The following is a 17452-nucleotide window of genomic DNA, read 5'->3' on the forward strand; positions in this document are numbered from 1 at the left end:
TGAGCCGGGGCCCAGCTCTCCACGATCTCGTTTGCGGCTTCTGGGTCCCGGCTCTGCGCTCCGCTTCGCTGCGCTTGTCCGGGACACGAGAGCGGCATTTCCGAAGTCGTGGCTTGGTTGACCGTTCGTTGCCTAAAATTCGAGGTAACTTTTCATTGACTCCGTGCGTTCCGCCACAGCTCTTACGCGCCCGTTTCGAAACGGGGCGGCCCTGTACTGGAATGCGACAGAGGTGGCGGACGGAGGGTGAACAGGACCTTGCGAGGGTCAACAGACGGTTGCGAAAAGCCCTTGTGACACAGGCTTAATCCGCAATTCACTGTCTTAAATTCATGATCTCTTTATTCTCTTATTTAAGCCGATCTTCAAACGCCCCCCCTTAAGTTGCACCTATCAGACGGAGCACAAGTTTCGTCGAATGAGTGTCGATAAAAACGACAACAGGGGAAGTGTCATGATGAAAGCCGTCGCAACTGCGGCAGATACCGCAGAGCGCGTCTCCGGCCAGCAGGGTTCGGTGCAGTCGCTCTATCTGGAAGCTTTGACTCTGGTGGAGCGGCTGCATCGCCGGCTCCTCGACGTCATCAAGGATGAATTCGATCGCCGCGGCCGTGCGGACATCAACTCGGTCCAGGCGCTCCTGCTCTACAACATCGGCGACAAGGAGCTGACCGCGGGCGAGCTGCGCACGCGCGGTTACTATCTCGGCTCCAACGTCTCCTACAATCTGAAGAAGCTCGTCGAGCTCGGCTTCCTCGATCATCAGCGCTCGCGCGTTGATCGCCGCTCGGTGCGCATCCGCCTGACCCCGCAGGGCCAGGAAGTCCGCCGCATCGTCGACTCCCTCTACCAGAAGCACGTCAAGACGGTGGAGCAGGTCGGCGGCATCTCGGGCGAGGAGTTCTCGACCCTCAACAAGTCGCTGCACCGCCTCGAGCGGTTCTGGACCGACCAGATCCTGTATCGTCTCTGAGTTCTTTGCGACGGGACTTGGCCAAGCCGGCCCATAACAAGACCGGCAAGCCTCCCGAACGTGCCTGACCTCCCCAAGCGCGCCGGCCCGGCTTTGCCCGGACCGGTGCGTTTTGTCGTTTCGCGACTGCGAAATAATGACCCGGCCGGGCGGAACCAGTTCCCCGCACCGCAGTTGTTACTGCGGATCGGAGGATGCGATGCTGGTCGAGCGCGGGCTTCAGGCAATGAACGTCGAACTCGTGAGCGACGCCTATGCCATCGCAGCGAATTACCTCCGCCGTTCCGGCGCGATTCCCGACACGCTGGTCACCAACGAAAGCCTGCTCGAGATCATCATCAAGCTGCTCCAGCACGGCGAATTGAACAAGATCAGGCTCGCCAACAAGGCCATTGGCCGGTTCGAGGCCCAGTCCGGGGCCCGCGCGGTTGCCTGATCAAAACTCCCAAAATTCGACAGAACCAGAGGGTGACATGGAAGCTGCCATCGACCGGATCATGCAGACTTATGACCTGCTTGCGAACCGCACGTCCGCGGCGAGCGCGGAGGCGCGGGCCAAGGTCACGAACTATCTCAATACGTTGATGGAAGCCGGCGAGAAGGACACCCACAGGTTGACGGTGTGCGGACTGACCTATCTGCGCCAGCTCGACGGCAGCGTCGATCCCGTGAAGGCGGGGTATACCGGGCTGTAGGGGCAAGTCCGGCCCGCACGGATTTTAAGGTCCAAATCGGACCCTTCAGGACTGATCGGGGCGGACGGTTCAAGCAGCCGTCCTCTTGCCCGGATCCTTCAATCCCCACCATATCTTGCATAAATATCAGGCCCGACCCGCAAATACTTGGCCGGGGGCGGGTGATGTGGTAGATCGCGCTCGCCGCTTCCGATCGCCACACCAGACCGCCCGTAGCCCGCCAAAAGGCTGCGGCGGTGGAGATATTCGCAAGATGACCTCAGCCAGAACCGCCTCCGCGCCCGACTCGTTTTTCACCGCCTCGCTCGACCAAGCCGACCCGGAAATCGCCGCCGCCATCAAGGGCGAGCTCGGCCGGCAGCGCCATGAGGTCGAGCTGATCGCCTCCGAGAACATCGTCAGCCGTGCCGTGCTGGAAGCGCAGGGTTCGGTGATGACCAACAAGTACGCAGAGGGTTATCCGGGCGCGCGCTACTATGGCGGTTGTGAGTGGGTCGACGTCGCCGAGAACCTCGCGATCGATCGCGCCAAGAAGCTGTTCGGCGCCAACTTCGCCAATGTGCAGCCGAACTCCGGCAGCCAGATGAACCAGGCCGTGTTTCTGGCGCTGCTGCAGCCCGGCGACACCTTCATGGGCCTCGACCTCGCGGCCGGCGGCCATCTCACCCACGGCTCGCCCGTCAACATGAGCGGCAAGTGGTTCAAGGCCGCGCACTACACCGTGCGCCGCGAGGACCAGATCATCGACATGGACGCGGTCGCCAAGCAGGCCGAAGAGGTCAAGCCCAAGCTGATCGTCGCCGGCGGCTCGGCCTATTCGCGCGCCTGGGACTTCAAGCGCTTCCGCGAGATCGCGGACAGCGTCGGCGCGTACCTCCTGGTCGACATGGCGCACTTCGCCGGTCTCGTCGCCGGCGGCGTGCATGCCTCGCCCGTGCCGTATGCCCACGTCACCACCACCACCACGCACAAGTCGCTGCGCGGTCCGCGCGGCGGCCTGATCCTCTCGAACGACGAGGCGCTCGCCAAGAAGCTCAACTCGGCGATCTTCCCGGGCCTGCAGGGTGGGCCCCTGATGCATGTGATCGCGGCGAAGGCGGTCGCCTTTGGCGAAGCGCTGCGTCCGGACTTCAAGATCTATGCGAAGAACGTCGTCGAGAACGCCAAGGCGCTGGCCGAGGCGATGAAGAGCCACGGGTTCGATATTGTCTCCGGCGGCACCGATAACCATCTGATGCTGGTCGACCTCAGGCCGAAGGGCCTGAAGGGCAACGTCTCGGAGAAGGCGCTGGTCCGCGCCGCCATCACCTGCAACAAGAACGGCATTCCGTTCGACCCCGAAAAGCCCTTCGTTACCTCGGGCCTGCGTCTCGGCACCCCGGCGGCGACGACCCGCGGTTTCGGCGTCGCCGAGTTCCAGCAGGTCGGCGGCATGATCGCCGAGGTCCTCAACGCGATCGCGCAGTCCGACGACGGCAAGGCGCCGCTGGTCGAAGCCGCGATCAAGGAGCGGGTCAAGGCGCTCACCGATCGGTTCCCGATCTATCAGTAAAGCCTAGGGTAAACGGATGCGCTGCCCGAACTGCAACAGTCTCGATACGCAGGTAAAGGACTCGCGTCCGACCGAGGATTCTTCCGTGATTCGCAGGCGGCGCGTGTGCGTCGCCTGCAATTTCCGCTTCACCACTTTCGAGCGCGTGCAGTTGCGCGAGCTCACGGTGATCAAGCGCAACGGCCGCCGCGTGCCGTTCGACCGCGACAAGCTGATGCGCTCGGTGTCGATCTCCTTGCGCAAGCGGCAGGTCGAGCCGGAGCGGGTCGAGAAGATGGTCTCCACCATCGTCCGCGAGCTCGAGACCGGTGGCGAGGCCGAGATCTCCTCCGAGGTGATCGGCGAGACCGTGATGGAGCATCTGCGCACGCTCGACGACGTCGCCTATGTGCGCTTTGCCTCGGTCTATCGCAATTTCCGCGAGGCCAAGGATTTCGCCGACGTGCTCGGCGAGCTCTCCGGTGAGGAGGAAGCGCGGCTCGCCGCGATCCGCAAATGATCTTCCGGATCCTGGAGGATCAGTTCGCGCAGAAGGCCCGCGAGTCCAAGGACGCCGATCGCCGCTTCATGCAGCTTGCGCTGGCGCTGGGCAAGCGCGGGCAGGGGCGCACCTGGCCCAATCCTGCCGTGGGCGCTGTCATCGTCAAAGACGGGGTCATCATCGGCCGCGGCTGGACGCAGCCAGGCGGGCGACCGCATGGCGAGCCCGAAGCGCTGCGCCGGGCCGGCGAGGCCGCGCGAGGCGCCACGCTCTATGTCACGCTGGAGCCGTGCTCGCATTTCGGCAAGTCGCCGCCTTGCGCAGACGCGGTGATCGCCGCCGGCATCACGCGGGTGGTCGCGGCGATCGAGGATCCCAATCCGGAAGTGGCGGGCCAGGGTCATGCGCGTTTGCGTGCCGCCGGCATCACGGTGGATGTGGGTCTGTGCGCGGCGGAGGCCGCGTTCGACCATGCCGGGCATTTTCGCCGCATCCGTGACAAGCGCCCGCATGTGATCCTGAAGCTCGCGGTCTCGCCTGACGGCAAGATCGGTACGGCTGGAGGCAAGCCGCTTGCGATCACGGGCGAGGCCGTGCGCAATCGCGTGCATCTGCTCCGCGCCCAGAGCGACGCCATCCTGGTCGGCATCGGCACGGTGCTGGCGGATGATCCGCAGCTCAATTGTCGCCTGCCGGGCATGGAAGCGCGTTCTCCCATACGCGTCGTGCTCGACCGGAATCTGCGCATTTCGGCCGCGAGCCAGCTTGGTCGTTCCGCGCGGGAGACGCCGCTCTGGGTGATCGGCTCGGAGCTTGCGGAAGCCGCCGCCGCCACGCGGCTCGGAGCGGCAGGCGCTCAGATCATCCGCGTACCGCCGGGAAACGCTTCCGGGCTTGATCTTTCGGCCGTGCTGCATGTGCTGGCGGAGAAAGGCATCACACGGCTGATGGTCGAGGGCGGCAGCCGTGTCGCGGCGTCCTTCGTCGCGGCCGACCTCGCCGACGAGATCTGGCTGTTCCGCGGAGCGGAAGGGGTCGGCCCGGGCGGCGTCGATGCGCTCGATGCATTGCCCCTGTCGAAAATCACGCAGTCGCAGGCCTATAAGGTTCATGCTAGCGAGACATTCGGCAAGGATACTCTCACCATCTACGAGCGCGCGTAATGTTCACTGGCATTGTCACCGATATCGGCGAGATCGTCGGCTTCACGCCAACAGCGCAGGGCCAGTTGCACAGGCTGCGCATCGCTTGCCGCTACGATCAGACCACCATCGCCGACGGCGCCTCGATCGCCTGCAACGGCGTCTGCCTGACGGTGGTTGCTTCCGGCGTCGAAGGCGGCAGAACCTGGTTCGACGTCGATGCCGCCGCCGAGACGCTGGCGCTGACAACTGCAAAGCACTGGAAGGTCGGAACGAGGCTCAATCTCGAGCGCGCGCTCAAGATCGGCGACGAGCTCGGCGGCCATATCGTCGCCGGCCATGCCGACGGTGTCGCCACCCTCGTCAGTCGCGAGGATCTGCCTGATATGGCGCGGTTCGAGCTCTCGACCACGCGGGAGCTCGCGCGCTTCATCGCCACCAAGGGCTCGATCACGCTCGACGGCGTGTCGCTGACGGTCAATACGGTGAGAGACGTGACCTTTTCGGTGCTGATCATTCCGCATACCCTGACGGTCACGACGATCGGCGGCTGGAAAGCGGGCGCCGAGGTCAATATCGAGGTCGACCTGATGGCCCGCTATGCAGCGCGGCTGACGGAATTGAAGTGACGGCGGAGCCGTCATTCCGGGATGGTCCGAAAGACCAGACCGCAGGTGCGCAATTGCGCACCGGGGAATCTCGAGATTCCGGGCTCGATGCTTCGCATCGCCCCGGAATGACAGTGTCTTTGAACTTGGCTTACATGCGTCCGGCGACTACATAGCGCCGACCTCTGTAGAACGGATTTAGACGATGGCAGACGCGCGACGCGCACCCCTGAAGGACCAGACCGACATTTCCGGCGCACGCGCGCTGATTGTCGAGGCGCGGTTCTATGACGATCTCCAGGATGCGCTTCTGGACGGCGCGGTGACCGAGCTGAAGGCGGCTGGTCTGACGCATGACGTCATCACGGTTCCCGGCGCGCTGGAAATCCCGGCGGCGGTCGCCATCGCGATCGATGCCGCGGCGGCGAACGGCAAGCCCTATGACGCGGTGATCGCGCTCGGCTGCGTGATCCGTGGCGACACCATCCATTTCGAGATCGTCTCGCAGGAATCCTCGCGCGCGCTGATGGATCTTGCGGTTTTGCGAAAGCTGCCGCTGGGCAACGGCATCCTCACCGTCAACACCGAGGCGCAGGCCTGGGCGCGGGCGCGCGCCAGCGAGCTCAACAAGGGCGGCGATGCCGCGCGCGCCGCGCTTGCGATGCTGCGCATCAAGCGCCGGCTGGCGCGGGCTTGATCATGGCCGATCACAGCAAAAAGCCGCCAGCCGGCACCGAGAAGAAAGCGAACCGGCGCGGTGCGGCGCGGCTCGCGGCCGTCCAGGCCCTGTATCAGATGGACATCGCCGGCGCGGGCATCAACGACATCTTTGCCGAGTTCGAGAGCCACTGGCTCGGCAACGAGGTCGAGGGCGATACTTACCTGCCGGCGGAAGCGGCCTTCTTTCGCGACGTGGTCTCCGGCGTCGTGCGCGACCAGAAGATGCTCGATCCCCTGATCGACGAGGCGCTGTCGAAGGGCTGGCCGCTGAAGCGGATCGAGGCCATCCTGCGCGCGGTGCTGCGGGCAGGGGCCTATGAGCTCCAGCATCGCAAGGACGTGCCAGGCCGCGTCGTCGTGTCAGAATATGTCGACGTTGCGAATGCCTTCGTCGACCGCGAGGAAACCGGCATGGTCAACGCCGTGCTCGACCAGATCGGCCGCCAGTTCCGCGGCGACGAGTTCGGGCGGGGGTAGTTATCCATTCCGCTGTCATCACCCGCGAAGGCGGGTGATCCAGTACGCCGCGCCAGCGGTTATTGACATCGAGCGTCTCGGCGTACTGGATCGCCCGGTCAAGCCGGGCGATGACAGTGGAGTTTGGGGCTAGCGCCGATGACGAACGCACCGGAAACCTCCGCCGAAGACTCCCTCATCGCGCGCTATTTCAAGCCGCTGGCGACTGACCCCGGCGCGTTCGGGCTGGTCGATGATGCCGCGGTGCTGTCCTCGTCCGGCGACGACATCGTGGTCACCACCGATGCCGTCGTCGAAGGCGTGCATTATCTTGCCACCGATCCGCCCGACACCATCGCGCGCAAGGCGCTGCGGGTGAACCTGTCGGATCTCGCAGCCAAGGGCGCGGCGCCCGCCGGCTTCGTGCTGACGCTGGCGCTGCGCAGCAAGGAGGATGGCTGGCTCAGGCCGTTCGCGGACGCGCTCGGCGAGGACGCCAAGACCTTTGCGTGCCCACTGCTTGGCGGCGACACGGTGTCGACGCCGGGGCCGCAGATGATCTCGATCACCGCCTTCGGCCGCGTGCCGAAGGGACGGATGGTCGGCCGTACTGGCGCGCGGCCGGGCGACCTCATCCTGGTGACGGGAACGATCGGCGATGCCGTGCTCGGCCTCAGCGTGCTCACAGGCGGCGCCGCGGCCGGGGCGCTCGCGTCCGAACAGCAAGCGAAGGAGATGCTGGTCTCACGCTATCGCGTGCCGCAGCCGCGCAATGTGCTGGCGCAGGCCGTGCGCGACCACGCGACGGCCGCGATGGATGTCTCCGACGGGCTCGCCGGCGATCTGGCGAAACTCTGTGCAGCGTCGGGCGTTTCGGCCACGGTTGACGTCGCGAACGTGCCGCTCTCGGCTGCTGCGGCCGGCCTGATCGCGCGCAACGCTATTTGCGTTGAGACGCTGCTCGCCGGGGGCGACGACTACGAGGTGCTGTGCACGGTGCCGCCGGCGCAAAGTGAGGCGCTGATTGCCGCAGGGCAGGCGGCGGGCGTGGCCGTTACGGCGATCGGCACGATCGTCGCGGGCCGCGAACGGCCGCGCTTTTTGGACGGTCAGGGCCAGGAACTGGCCTTGAAGCGCCTGTCCTACAGCCACTTCTGAATTCGACTCGCCTCAAGCCCGATCTGTCCGGATTTGCCGGTCGCCGCTTGCCGCAACCCCGACGAAAGCAAGTAGATGTATCCGAACCGTTGGTGCGAATGCAGCCAATGGATTTGATTCGATGACGGCGGCCGTTGCGGGTTTGAGCGAGGCGCAGATTGTTCCCGGGAGGGAGTGCGGAAGCTGCACGCTCTGTTGCAAGGTCTACAACGTGGTCGAGCTCGGAAAGGCCGCTGGCAAATGGTGCTCGCATTGCAAGCCCGGCCGGGGTTGCACGATCCACGACAATCTGCCGGACGAGTGCGCCGCGTTCAATTGTCTCTGGAAAACCATGCCGTCGATGTCCATGCAATGGAAGCCGGATCAGTCGAAGATGGTGCTCACCTTGCATCCCGGGACCAACAACATCCAGGTCGTGGTCGATCCCGGCGTGCCATCGGCCTGGACGCGGCAGCCTTATCACGGCCAGTTGCGCTTGTTGTCGAAGAGCAACATGCCGAAAGGCCATCTCGTGGTGGTGTTCGTCAATGAGCTGGCGACGCTCATCCTGCCCGACCAGGATGTGCAGCTCGGCAGCCTCACACGCGAGCAGGTCGTTTCGGTGACGCACGAGGTCGGCCCGAATGGCGGCGTCTACGAGGTCAAGATCTTCAACCGGCGTACAACAGCCGACGGGCAGACCCTGGAAATGGCGTCAGCCTCTCGCCATCCCGTGAGGGCGATGGCCTAGGCGTGGCCCAGGCCAAGCCTCGCCCGGTTCTGAGGTCGCCTCCCGGTGCTGCGCCAGGCCGGCGGCCAAGCGCTCGGGATTAGGTCTAAATACTTGCCGAGATCGGCTTTTTCGGCCTCATCCGGCGTTGCACCCTCAATTTGATTTTGGCAAGCTTGTGACCGACCAGGGCCACACCTTCGTGCAAGGGGCGGCCCTGTTCAAATAAGGGCGCCCACCGCATGACGGAAAAACAAAAGGCGCCGGGGGTACGTACATCAAGGATCTGAGGCAAAAATCACATGACAGCATTATGGTTGATAGTGCTCTGCGGAGTGCTTTCCATCGTCTACGCGATCTGGGCGACGTCTTCGGTGTTGAGTGCGGATGCGGGGTCACCGCGCATGCAGGAAATCGCAGGCGCAGTCGCTGAAGGCGCACAGGCGTATCTGCGGCGCCAGTATACGACGATCGGTATTGTCGGCGTCGTCATCTTCGTCCTGCTTGTCTATTTCCTTGGTCTCTACGTCGGCATCGGCTTCTTGATCGGCGCCGTCCTGTCGGGGGCGGCCGGCTTCATCGGCATGAACGTCTCGGTTCGCGCCAATGTGCGCACCGCCCAGGCAGCGACCACGTCGCTTGCCGGCGGCCTCGAGCTCGCCTTCAAGGCAGGCGCCATCACGGGCATGCTGGTGGCGGGTCTCGCGCTGCTCGGCGTGACCCTCTATTTCGGCTTCCTGGTGCACTCGCTGAAACTGGCGCCTGATAGCCGTCTCGTGGTCGACGCCCTGGTGGCGCTCGGCTTCGGTGCCTCGCTGATCTCGATCTTCGCCCGTCTCGGCGGCGGCATCTTCACCAAGGGTGCGGACGTCGGCGGCGACCTCGTCGGCAAGGTCGAGGCCGGCATCCCCGAGGACGATCCGCGCAACCCGGCCACCATTGCCGACAATGTCGGTGACAACGTGGGCGACTGCGCCGGCATGGCTGCCGACCTGTTCGAGACCTATGCGGTGACTGCGGTCGCCACCATGGTGCTCGCGGCGATCTTCTTCGCCAAGACGCCGATCCTCATGAACATGATGACGCTGCCGCTCGCCATCGGCGGCATCTGCATCATCACCTCGATCATCGGCACCTTCTTCGTGAAGCTCGGGCCGAGCCAGTCGATCATGGGCGCGCTCTACAAGGGCCTGATCGCAACCGGCATCCTGTCGCTGATCGGCATCGCCGGCGTGATCTACTATCTGATCGGCTTCGGCAAGCTCGACGGCGTCGACTACACCGGCATGTCGCTGTTCCAATGCGGCATCGTCGGCCTCGTCGTCACCGCGCTGATCATCTGGATCACCGAATACTACACCGGCACCGACTATCGGCCGGTGAAGTCGATCGCCCAGGCGTCGGTGACCGGTCACGGCACCAACGTGATCCAGGGTCTCGCCGTCTCGATGGAAGCGACCGCGCTGCCCGCGATCGTCATCATCGCCGGCATCCTGGTCACCTACAGCCTGGCGGGCCTGTTCGGCATCGCGATCGCGACGGCCACCATGCTGGCGCTGGCCGGCATGGTCGTCGCCCTCGACGCCTTCGGCCCGGTCACCGACAACGCCGGCGGCATCGCCGAGATGGCGGGCCTGCCGAAGGAGGTGCGCAAGTCGACCGACGCGCTCGATGCGGTCGGCAACACCACCAAGGCGGTGACGAAGGGCTACGCGATCGGTTCCGCCGGTCTCGGTGCCCTCGTGCTGTTCGCGGCCTACAACCAGGACCTCAAGTTCTTCGTTGCGGACTCCGCGCACCATCCGTACTTCGCAGGCGTCAATCCGGACTTCTCGCTCAACAATCCCTACGTGGTTGTCGGCCTGCTGTTCGGCGGCTTGTTGCCGTATCTGTTCGGCGCGATGGGCATGACGGCTGTGGGCCGCGCGGCGAGTGCGATCGTCGAGGAGGTGCGCCGGCAGTTCCGCGAGAAGCCGGGCATCATGCAGGGCACCGACAAGCCGGACTACGGCAGGGCGGTCGACCTGCTGACCAAAGCGGCGATCAAGGAGATGATCATCCCCTCGCTGCTGCCGGTGCTGTCGCCGATCTTCGTCTACTTCGTGATCTATGCGATCGCGGGTGGCGGCCCGGCCGGCAAGTCGGCTGCGTTCTCCGCGGTGGGCGCGATGTTGCTCGGCGTGATCGTGACGGGCCTGTTCGTCGCGATCTCCATGACCTCGGGCGGCGGCGCCTGGGACAACGCCAAGAAGTACATCGAGGACGGTCACTTCGGCGGCAAGGGCAGTGATGCCCACAAGTCGGCCGTCACCGGCGACACCGTCGGCGATCCCTACAAGGATACGGCGGGACCGGCGGTGAACCCGATGATCAAGATCACGAACATCGTGGCCTTGCTGCTGCTGGCGATCCTCGCGCACTGAGCGGCGCAAGCGACACACGACAAAACCCCGCGGCGCGAGCCGCGGGGTTTTTGTTTTGGTGGGCCGGAGCCTCTCAACGCGTCATTCCGATAGCGGCCTCACCCTCGCTGTCATCGCCCGCGAAGGCGGGCGATCCAGTATTCCAGAGACAGCGGCGTAATGCGGAGAAGCCGCGGCGTACTGGATTCTCCGCCTTCGCGGGGAATGACAGCGGTAGGTGCGGCCGTTATCCCCCGCGCCAACGGCTCGTGTGAACGCCTACTGCACGTCCATCTGCAGGCCTTCCTTCTGGATGATGCCGGCGAACTTCTTCGTCTCGGCGTCCACGAAGTCGGCGAACTGCTGCGGCGTGCCGTAGTCGGCGCGGGCGCCCATGGCGGCGATGTTCTTCTTGATGTCGTCGCGCTCCAGCATCGCCTTGACCTGAAGATTGAGCGCTTCCAGCACGGCGGGCTGCACACCCTTCGGCAGGAACACCGAGAACCACGACGACACGTCGAAATTGGCCAGCTCCGGCGCGCTCTCGCGCATGGTCGGCAGGTTCGGCGCGAGGTCGCTGCGGTCGGTCGTGGTGACGCAGAGGCCGGTGAGGGTGCCGTTCTGCACCTGCGGCAGGCTCGGATAGAGATTGTCGAACAGAATCTGGATGTCGCCGGCCAGCGCAGCCTGGAGCGCGGGGCCCGCGCCGCGGAACGGGATGTGCGTCATCTTCAGTCCGGTGAGCTGGAGGAACCAGGCGCCGGTGAGGTGAGGGCTCTGGCCGACGCCGGACGAGGCGTAGCTGAGCTTGTCCGGGTTGGTCTTCAGATACGCGATCAGCTCGGCGACCGACTTGATGCCGGTCTTCGGATGCGCCGAGACGATGTTCGGGATCCGGATCATGTTGGTGACCGGCTGGAGCTGGTCCGGCTTGTAGGTGAGGTTCTTGAAGATGCTGTAGGCGATCGCGTTCGGCCCGGGGTTGCCGATCAGGATGGTGTGGCCGTCAGGCTTGGCGCGGACGGCCTCGGCCGTGCCGATCGTGCCGCCGCCGCCGGAGCGGTTCTCCACGACTGCCGACTGGCCCCAGGCGGTCTGCAGATGCGCGGCCAGCAGCCGGCCCATGACGTCGGTCGAGCCGCCGGCCGCAGCCGGCACGATGATGCGGACGTTTTCGGTGGGCTTCCAGTCCGCCAGGCTCGATCGCGGCAGGATCGCTGCGGCCGAGAGGCCGGCAGCACCGGCGAGCACGCGACGGCGGGACAACAAAGTCTTGGGCACGAATCCACTCCCTGCTTCTTGTTTTGCAGGGAGCGTATGGAACCGGGCGCGCAACGGCAAGCCGCACGCGACGGCAAGTGCCGCGCGGAGGGCGGCACGACGCCGCAGGCTGAAGACTCAGTTAAAGCTGAGCAGCTTGAACAGCGGCGTGAGGTAGTTCATCTCCTGACCCGACGTCGCCGTGGTCCGGCTGATGAAGTCGAAGATCTTGCCGTCCTGAAGGCCGTAATTCGCCAGCCGGCGCACGCGCCGATTCTTGTCGAAATAGACCGCGATGACGCGCTGGTCGACCACCCTCTGGTTCATGAAGGCGACCATCCGCTCCGAGCGCTGCGAGATGTAGTAAAACACCTCACCGTCGAGGGTTGCGACCGTGGAGGGCGTGCCCATCACGATCAGCACCTGGTCCTGGCTCGCGCCGATCGGAATTTGCTCCAGCGCGCCGGGCGGCAGGATGTAACCCTTCTGGAACTGCTCGCCGGTGCAGCCGGCAAGGGCGGCGCCGACCAGGGCGACGGCCGCGAGCATGCGCAAACCGCGCCAGCGTGCATGAAGGCCGCGCGGCTTGTTGGCGCGCAGGCTGGTCTGGTTCGTTATCGTCATCGTGGAACTGATTCCGTCCCCTTGCGTCGCGCGAGGCGCTGAAGTACCGGGCGGAGACTGCAATTGCAACACGCGCACGCCTGCTTGCGGAACCCACAATGGTTTGGCCGTTCAATCACTTCAGGAAACCCCGGCAAGCCCCGCGCGGCACCATTGAAGCCATCTATGGCATGATCGTGACGCAGGCGCGAGAACCCATATTTTACCGCGACTTGGGCGTGCCCGATACGGTTAACGGGCGTTTCGACCTGTTGCTGCTGCATCTCTGGCTGCTGCTGCGACGCCTGCGCACGGTCCAGAGCGTCAACCAGGGCGCCAACCAGGGCCAAGGCGCCACGGAGCTGTCGCAGGCGCTGTTCGACCGTTTCTGCGAGGACATGGACGACAATCTGCGCGAGATGGGGATAGGCGACCAGACTGTGCCGAAGCGGATGCGGGCCTTCGGCGAGGCGTTTTACGGCCGCGTCCAGGCCTATGACCAGGCCATCGATGGCGGCGCCGAGGCGCTGGCAGCCGCCATCTGCAAGAATATCCTGAATGGGACCGGTATGGACCAGGCGCGGCGGCTCGCGGCCTACGCCCGGGCCACCGAGGCCGATCTCGGCCGGACAGATGAGGCCACGCTGCTGTGCGCATCCTTCAAGTATCCCCCAGCGCTCACTGAGGACATCACGCGATGAGCCGACCGAACGCCGAATCCAGACCCGATCCCTGGCGGTCCCCCGTCATCGTCGCGCAGCTCCCCGACACCGGCCTGCACCGCAAGCTCGAGGCTTCGGCCGCCGAGCTGCAGGCCATCGCCGAGGTCGGCGGCTTGAGGGAGGTGCTCTCCGCCCAGGCTGCTTTCGACGTTGTGCCCAAGAGCGGCGGCCGGATCCAGGTTACGGGGCACGTCCGTGCCCGGATCGGCCAGATCTGCGTCGTCACCCTCGATCCGATCGAGAGCGAGATCGAGGAGGACGTCGACCTGGTGTTTGCCCCCGAAGCCGAGGTTCGGAAGATGGCCGACCTGATCGAGGAGGGGCAGGACGACGCGGAGCCGCCGGAGGTGATTGATCCGCCGGAGGCAATCGTGAACGGCATCATCGATCTCGGCCGGATTGCCACCGATGCGCTGTTTCTGGCGGTCGATCCCTATCCGCGCAAGCCGGGCGTCAAGTTCGAGGCCGAGGTCACCGCGCTGGACCCCGAGGACCATCCGTTCGCGGCGCTGAAGGCGCTCCAGGACAAGAAGAAAGGCAAATAGCTGGGCATTCCCGGTGGGGATCGCTTTGCGGGGTGCGTGAGATGCCTGTCCGGATGCTTTGAAAGGAGCTTATATCTGTTTGATTTCAATGCGCTTATTGTGAATTTTCGCCGCCGCCCGCGGGTCGCCCCGAATGCAAAAGGCTGGGGGCAAGAGGTTGTTTCGGGATAACAAAACGCTATTGTCGCGCCCCGGTCCGGGCGCCGCGTGGCGCCTGACCGGTCGCCATGTCCATGGCGGACCCATTTTGCGGCACCGCTCGTTCAAGACCGCACCAGACCAGGTTTCCAGGACTTTTATGCCAAGCAAGGTTCGCATCGCGCTTGACGCCATGGGGGGCGACGTCGGCGCCGCCGTGGTCATTCCAGGCGCCGCCATCTCGCTTCACAGGCATCGCGAGATCGAATTCCTGCTGGTCGGGGACCGCGCCAAGATCGAGCCCGAGCTCGAGAAGCATCCCGCCCTCAAGGCCGCTTCGAAGATCATCCATACCGACGTCGCCGTCGCCATGCATGATAAGCCGAGCCAGGCGCTGCGGCGCGGCCGCAAGACCTCCTCGATGTGGCTCGCCATCGACGCGGTGAAGAAGGGCGAGGCGGATGTCGTGATCTCCGCCGGGAATACCGGCGCGCTGATGGCGATGTCGCGCTTCCACCTGCGCACGCTGCCGGGCATCGACCGCCCGGCGATTGCCGGAGTATGGCCGACCAAGCGCGGCGAATCGGTCGTGCTCGACCTCGGTGCCGCCATCGGTGGCGACGCACACCATCTGGTGTCGCTCGCCGTCATGGGCGCCGCGATGGCGAGCGTCCTGTTCGACAAGCCCCGGCCCACGGTCGGCCTGCTCAATATCGGGACCGAGGAGATCAAGGGGCACGAGGAGATCCGCGAGGCCGGGGACAGGCTGCGTGCGGTGAACCTGCCGGAGCTCGATTATCTCGGCTTCGTCGAGGGGGATGGTATCGGCAAAGGGCTGGCCGACGTCATCGTCACCGAAGGCTTCAGCGGCAATATCGCGCTCAAGGCCGCCGAGGGAACCGCACGGCAGATGGCGGAATTACTCCGCAACGAGATGCAGCGGAGCTGGCTGTCCAAGCTCGGCTACCTCTTGGCGCGCAGCGCCTTCAAGGCCCTGCGGGACAAGATGGACCCGAACAAGTCCAACGGCGGCGTGTTCCTTGGATTGAACGGGATCGTGGTCAAGAGCCATGGTGGAATCAGCTCCGAAGGCTTTGCCTATGCGATCGATGTTGGCTATGAGATGGCTCACTACGATCTCCTGAACAAGATCAATCAGATGCTCAACCGCGAGGGTGGTGCACTTAGTTCCGTGCAGACCGCGCAGGAGGCTGTTTCGTGACTCAAATTCGTTCGGTCGTGCTGGGCTGCGGCTCTTATTTGCCGGAGCAGGTGGTGACCAACGCCCAGCTGGCGGCGCGCATCGATACGTCCGACGAATGGATCGTGCAGCGCACCGGCATTCGCGAGCGGCATATCGCGGCCGAGGGCGAGTTCACCTCGCATCTGGCGATCAAGGCGGCGCAGGCTGCGCTCAGCGACGCCGGCGTGGACGCGCAGTCGATCGAGCTGATCGTGCTGGCGACCTCGACGCCTGACAACACCTTCCCCGCAACCGCGGTCGCGGTGCAGCACGCGCTCGGCATCAACCATGGCGCGGCGTTCGATCTCCAGGCGGTGTGCTCGGGCTTCGTGTTCGCGCTCGCCACCGCCGACAATTTCCTGCGCACCGGCGCCTTCAAGCGCGCGCTGGTGATCGGCGCCGAGACCTTCTCGCGCATCCTCGACTGGAACGATCGCGGCACCTGCGTGCTGTTCGGTGACGGTGCCGGCGCGGTGGTGCTGGAGGCACAGGAGCAGCCGGGCAAAGCCGCGACCGACCGCGGCGTCGTGACCACTCACTTGCGCTCCGACGGCCGCCACAAGGCAAAGCTGTTCGTCGACGGCGGTCCGTCCTCGACCCAGACCGTCGGCCATCTGCGCATGGAGGGCCGCGAGGTCTTCAAGCACGCGGTCGGCATGATTACCGACGTGATCGTCGACGCCTTCCAGACCACCGGGCTCAATGCCGACAGCATTGACTGGTTCGTGCCGCACCAGGCCAACAAGCGAATCATCGACGCCTCCGCCCACAAGCTCCACATCGCGCCGGAGAAGGTGGTGCTGACGGTGGACCGCCACGGCAACACCTCGGCGGCCTCGATCCCGCTGGCGCTGTCGGTGGCGCGCAAGGACGGCCGCATCAAGCGCGGCGACATGGTTTTGCTGGAGGCGATGGGCGGCGGGTTCACCTGGGGCTCCGCGCTGGTGCGCTGGTAGCGCCACATTCGATAAAATTTTGCCGGAATTAGCCGCCATTATCGATGCGCCTGCATTGATGAGCGCTGTTGACCGGCGTATCGTAACCTCATAATTTCAGACAACAATTGTTCGCCGTGATGTGGGGCAGGGCGATGACCGACCAAAGCAAAACCGTAACGCGTGTTGATCTCTGCGAGGCCGTCTACCAGAAGGTGGGCCTGTCGCGCACGGAATCGTCTGCGTTCGTGGAACTCGTCCTGAAGGAGATCACCGACTGCCTGGAGAAGGGCGAGACGGTGAAATTGTCCTCTTTCGGCTCCTTCATGGTCCGCAAGAAGGGTCAGCGTATCGGCCGTAACCCGAAGACCGGCACCGAGGTGCCGATCTCGCCGCGCCGCGTCATGGTGTTCAAGCCGTCGGCGATCCTGAAGCAGCGGATCAACACCCAGCATCGCGGCAATGGCGACGCCAGCAAGGCTCAACCCGAGGCTTAACCGCCTGCGCGAAGGATTAGGCATTTGGACAAGGCGCCGGATGCGTTCCGAACCATCAGCGAAGTAGCGCAGGAACTCGACATTCCGCAGCACGTGCTGCGGTTCTGGGAGACCCGATTCTCCCAGATCAAGCCGATGAAGCGCAGCGGCGGCCGCCGCTACTACCGCCCCGACGACGTCGATCTGCTCAAGGGCATCCGCCGCCTGCTCTACGGGGAGGGCTACACCATCCGCGGGGTGCAGCGGATCCTCAAGGAGCACGGCGTCAAGTCGGTGCAGGGCCTCGCCGACGGCGCGGCCGCGGTCTCGTTCGGGGCCATTGAGGATGCCATCGGCGCCAGCCTGATGGAGCCCGACGACGACGAGGCGCCCATCAAGGGCGTCACGGATGCCGACGAAGACGACTACCAGGGCGACGAGGAGGAAGGCATCGACTTCCGCTTCACGGAGGTCGACGACGAGGACATCCTCACCACCTTCCGCAAGGGCGGCACTCCCGCCGCACCTGCCGGGCCCAGCGCCATCGACCGGGAGCGGCTCGGACGGGTGCTCGCTGACCTCGTCGCGTGCCGGGAGATGCTGGATCAGGCGCTGAAGGACGGCTAGGGCGCTT

20 protein-coding genes are annotated in these 17452 nt (G+C 64.9%); 18 read left to right on the forward strand and 2 right to left on the reverse strand.

The features are described from left to right. Positions 1 to 454: 454 nt before the first annotated feature. The 12 genes from ldtR (at position 455) to AB7531_RS19340 (ending at position 10917) form a co-directional block, all read left to right on the forward strand. On the forward strand, positions 455 to 973 hold the full coding sequence (ldtR, locus tag AB7531_RS19285; protein WP_011087797.1) for a transcriptional regulator LdtR: 519 nt from the start codon (positions 455 to 457) through the stop codon (positions 971 to 973). 199 nt (positions 974 to 1172) lie between these two features. Beyond that, positions 1173 to 1409 (forward strand): hypothetical protein, encoded by a 237-nt coding sequence (locus AB7531_RS19290; RefSeq protein ID WP_028152498.1) that lies wholly within the window; start codon positions 1173 to 1175, stop codon positions 1407 to 1409. A gap of 37 nt (positions 1410 to 1446) precedes the next feature. Then, the gene (locus AB7531_RS19295; RefSeq protein WP_008131709.1) at positions 1447 to 1668 is read left to right on the forward strand and encodes a hypothetical protein; all 222 of its coding nucleotides are present in this window, start codon (positions 1447 to 1449) and stop codon (positions 1666 to 1668) included. Between the two features lie 253 nt (positions 1669 to 1921). After that, positions 1922 to 3220, forward strand: a complete 1299-nt coding sequence (gene glyA / locus AB7531_RS19300) for a serine hydroxymethyltransferase (protein ID WP_028152497.1) — start codon at positions 1922 to 1924, stop codon at positions 3218 to 3220. 16 nt (positions 3221 to 3236) lie between these two features. After that, on the forward strand, positions 3237 to 3719 hold the full coding sequence (gene nrdR / locus AB7531_RS19305) for a transcriptional regulator NrdR (protein ID WP_007603426.1): 483 nt from the start codon (positions 3237 to 3239) through the stop codon (positions 3717 to 3719). Then, the gene (ribD, locus tag AB7531_RS19310) at positions 3716 to 4864 is read left to right on the forward strand and encodes a bifunctional diaminohydroxyphosphoribosylaminopyrimidine deaminase/5-amino-6-(5-phosphoribosylamino)uracil reductase RibD (protein ID WP_063982852.1); all 1149 of its coding nucleotides are present in this window, start codon (positions 3716 to 3718) and stop codon (positions 4862 to 4864) included. The genes nrdR and ribD overlap by 4 nt, the downstream gene beginning before the upstream one ends. Then, on the forward strand, positions 4864 to 5472 hold the full coding sequence (locus tag AB7531_RS19315; protein WP_063982853.1) for a riboflavin synthase: 609 nt from the start codon (positions 4864 to 4866) through the stop codon (positions 5470 to 5472). Before ribD ends, AB7531_RS19315 begins: the two co-directional genes overlap by 1 nt. A gap of 184 nt (positions 5473 to 5656) precedes the next feature. Further along, positions 5657 to 6148 (forward strand): 6,7-dimethyl-8-ribityllumazine synthase, encoded by a 492-nt coding sequence (gene ribH / locus AB7531_RS19320; protein ID WP_063982854.1) that lies wholly within the window; start codon positions 5657 to 5659, stop codon positions 6146 to 6148. A 2-nt stretch (positions 6149 to 6150) separates the two neighbouring features. After that, the gene (nusB, locus tag AB7531_RS19325; protein ID WP_063982855.1) at positions 6151 to 6648 is read left to right on the forward strand and encodes a transcription antitermination factor NusB; all 498 of its coding nucleotides are present in this window, start codon (positions 6151 to 6153) and stop codon (positions 6646 to 6648) included. A gap of 138 nt (positions 6649 to 6786) precedes the next feature. Continuing rightward, a complete protein-coding gene (thiL, locus tag AB7531_RS19330) occupies positions 6787 to 7785 on the forward strand; it encodes a thiamine-phosphate kinase (protein ID WP_063982856.1) in 999 nt (332 codons plus the stop codon). A gap of 121 nt (positions 7786 to 7906) precedes the next feature. After that, entirely contained in the window at positions 7907 to 8515 is a 609-nt protein-coding gene (locus tag AB7531_RS19335) for a hypothetical protein (RefSeq protein ID WP_231142118.1), read from the forward strand. Between the two features lie 281 nt (positions 8516 to 8796). Further along, positions 8797 to 10917, forward strand: a complete 2121-nt coding sequence (locus AB7531_RS19340; RefSeq protein ID WP_063982858.1) for a sodium-translocating pyrophosphatase — start codon at positions 8797 to 8799, stop codon at positions 10915 to 10917. A 258-nt stretch (positions 10918 to 11175) separates the two neighbouring features. Here AB7531_RS19340 and AB7531_RS19345 read toward each other — a convergent pair whose 3' ends face one another. Together AB7531_RS19345 and AB7531_RS19350 are read right to left on the reverse strand one after the other, a co-directional pair. Then, positions 11176 to 12177, reverse strand: a complete 1002-nt coding sequence (locus AB7531_RS19345; protein ID WP_063982859.1) for a Bug family tripartite tricarboxylate transporter substrate binding protein — start codon at positions 12175 to 12177, stop codon at positions 11176 to 11178. Between the two features lie 117 nt (positions 12178 to 12294). Further along, positions 12295 to 12780: an outer membrane protein assembly factor BamE gene (locus AB7531_RS19350; RefSeq protein ID WP_063982860.1), complete on the reverse strand. Its 486-nt coding sequence runs from the start codon at positions 12778 to 12780 to the stop codon at positions 12295 to 12297. Between the two features lie 98 nt (positions 12781 to 12878). On the opposite strand from AB7531_RS19350, the gene AB7531_RS19355 reads away from it, so the two are divergent. The 6 genes from AB7531_RS19355 to AB7531_RS19380 all read left to right on the forward strand — a co-directional run bounded on the left by AB7531_RS19355 (position 12879) and on the right by AB7531_RS19380 (position 17445). Beyond that, positions 12879 to 13460: a ubiquinol-cytochrome C chaperone family protein gene (locus tag AB7531_RS19355; RefSeq protein ID WP_063982861.1), complete on the forward strand. Its 582-nt coding sequence runs from the start codon at positions 12879 to 12881 to the stop codon at positions 13458 to 13460. Continuing rightward, a complete protein-coding gene (locus AB7531_RS19360; protein WP_063982862.1) occupies positions 13457 to 14026 on the forward strand; it encodes a YceD family protein in 570 nt (189 codons plus the stop codon). The genes AB7531_RS19355 and AB7531_RS19360 overlap by 4 nt, the downstream gene beginning before the upstream one ends. 298 nt (positions 14027 to 14324) lie before the next feature. Beyond that, complete coding sequence (plsX, locus tag AB7531_RS19365) at positions 14325 to 15386, forward strand: phosphate acyltransferase PlsX (protein WP_063982863.1); 1062 nt, start codon at positions 14325 to 14327, stop codon at positions 15384 to 15386. Next, positions 15383 to 16363, forward strand: coding sequence for a beta-ketoacyl-ACP synthase III (locus tag AB7531_RS19370; protein WP_063982864.1), 981 nt, complete (start codon positions 15383 to 15385; stop codon positions 16361 to 16363). The genes plsX and AB7531_RS19370 overlap by 4 nt, the downstream gene beginning before the upstream one ends. 134 nt (positions 16364 to 16497) lie before the next feature. Then, complete coding sequence (locus AB7531_RS19375) at positions 16498 to 16839, forward strand: integration host factor subunit alpha (protein WP_028152484.1); 342 nt, start codon at positions 16498 to 16500, stop codon at positions 16837 to 16839. A 24-nt stretch (positions 16840 to 16863) separates the two neighbouring features. Further along, positions 16864 to 17445: a MerR family transcriptional regulator gene (locus tag AB7531_RS19380; RefSeq protein WP_063982865.1), complete on the forward strand. Its 582-nt coding sequence runs from the start codon at positions 16864 to 16866 to the stop codon at positions 17443 to 17445. Positions 17446 to 17452 lie beyond the last annotated feature (7 nt).

Origin of the sequence: Bradyrhizobium sp. 63_E2_N1_3 (assembly GCF_052076005.1) — a bacterium.
Taxonomy (GTDB): Bacteria; Pseudomonadota; Alphaproteobacteria; order Rhizobiales; family Xanthobacteraceae; genus Bradyrhizobium; species Bradyrhizobium barranii.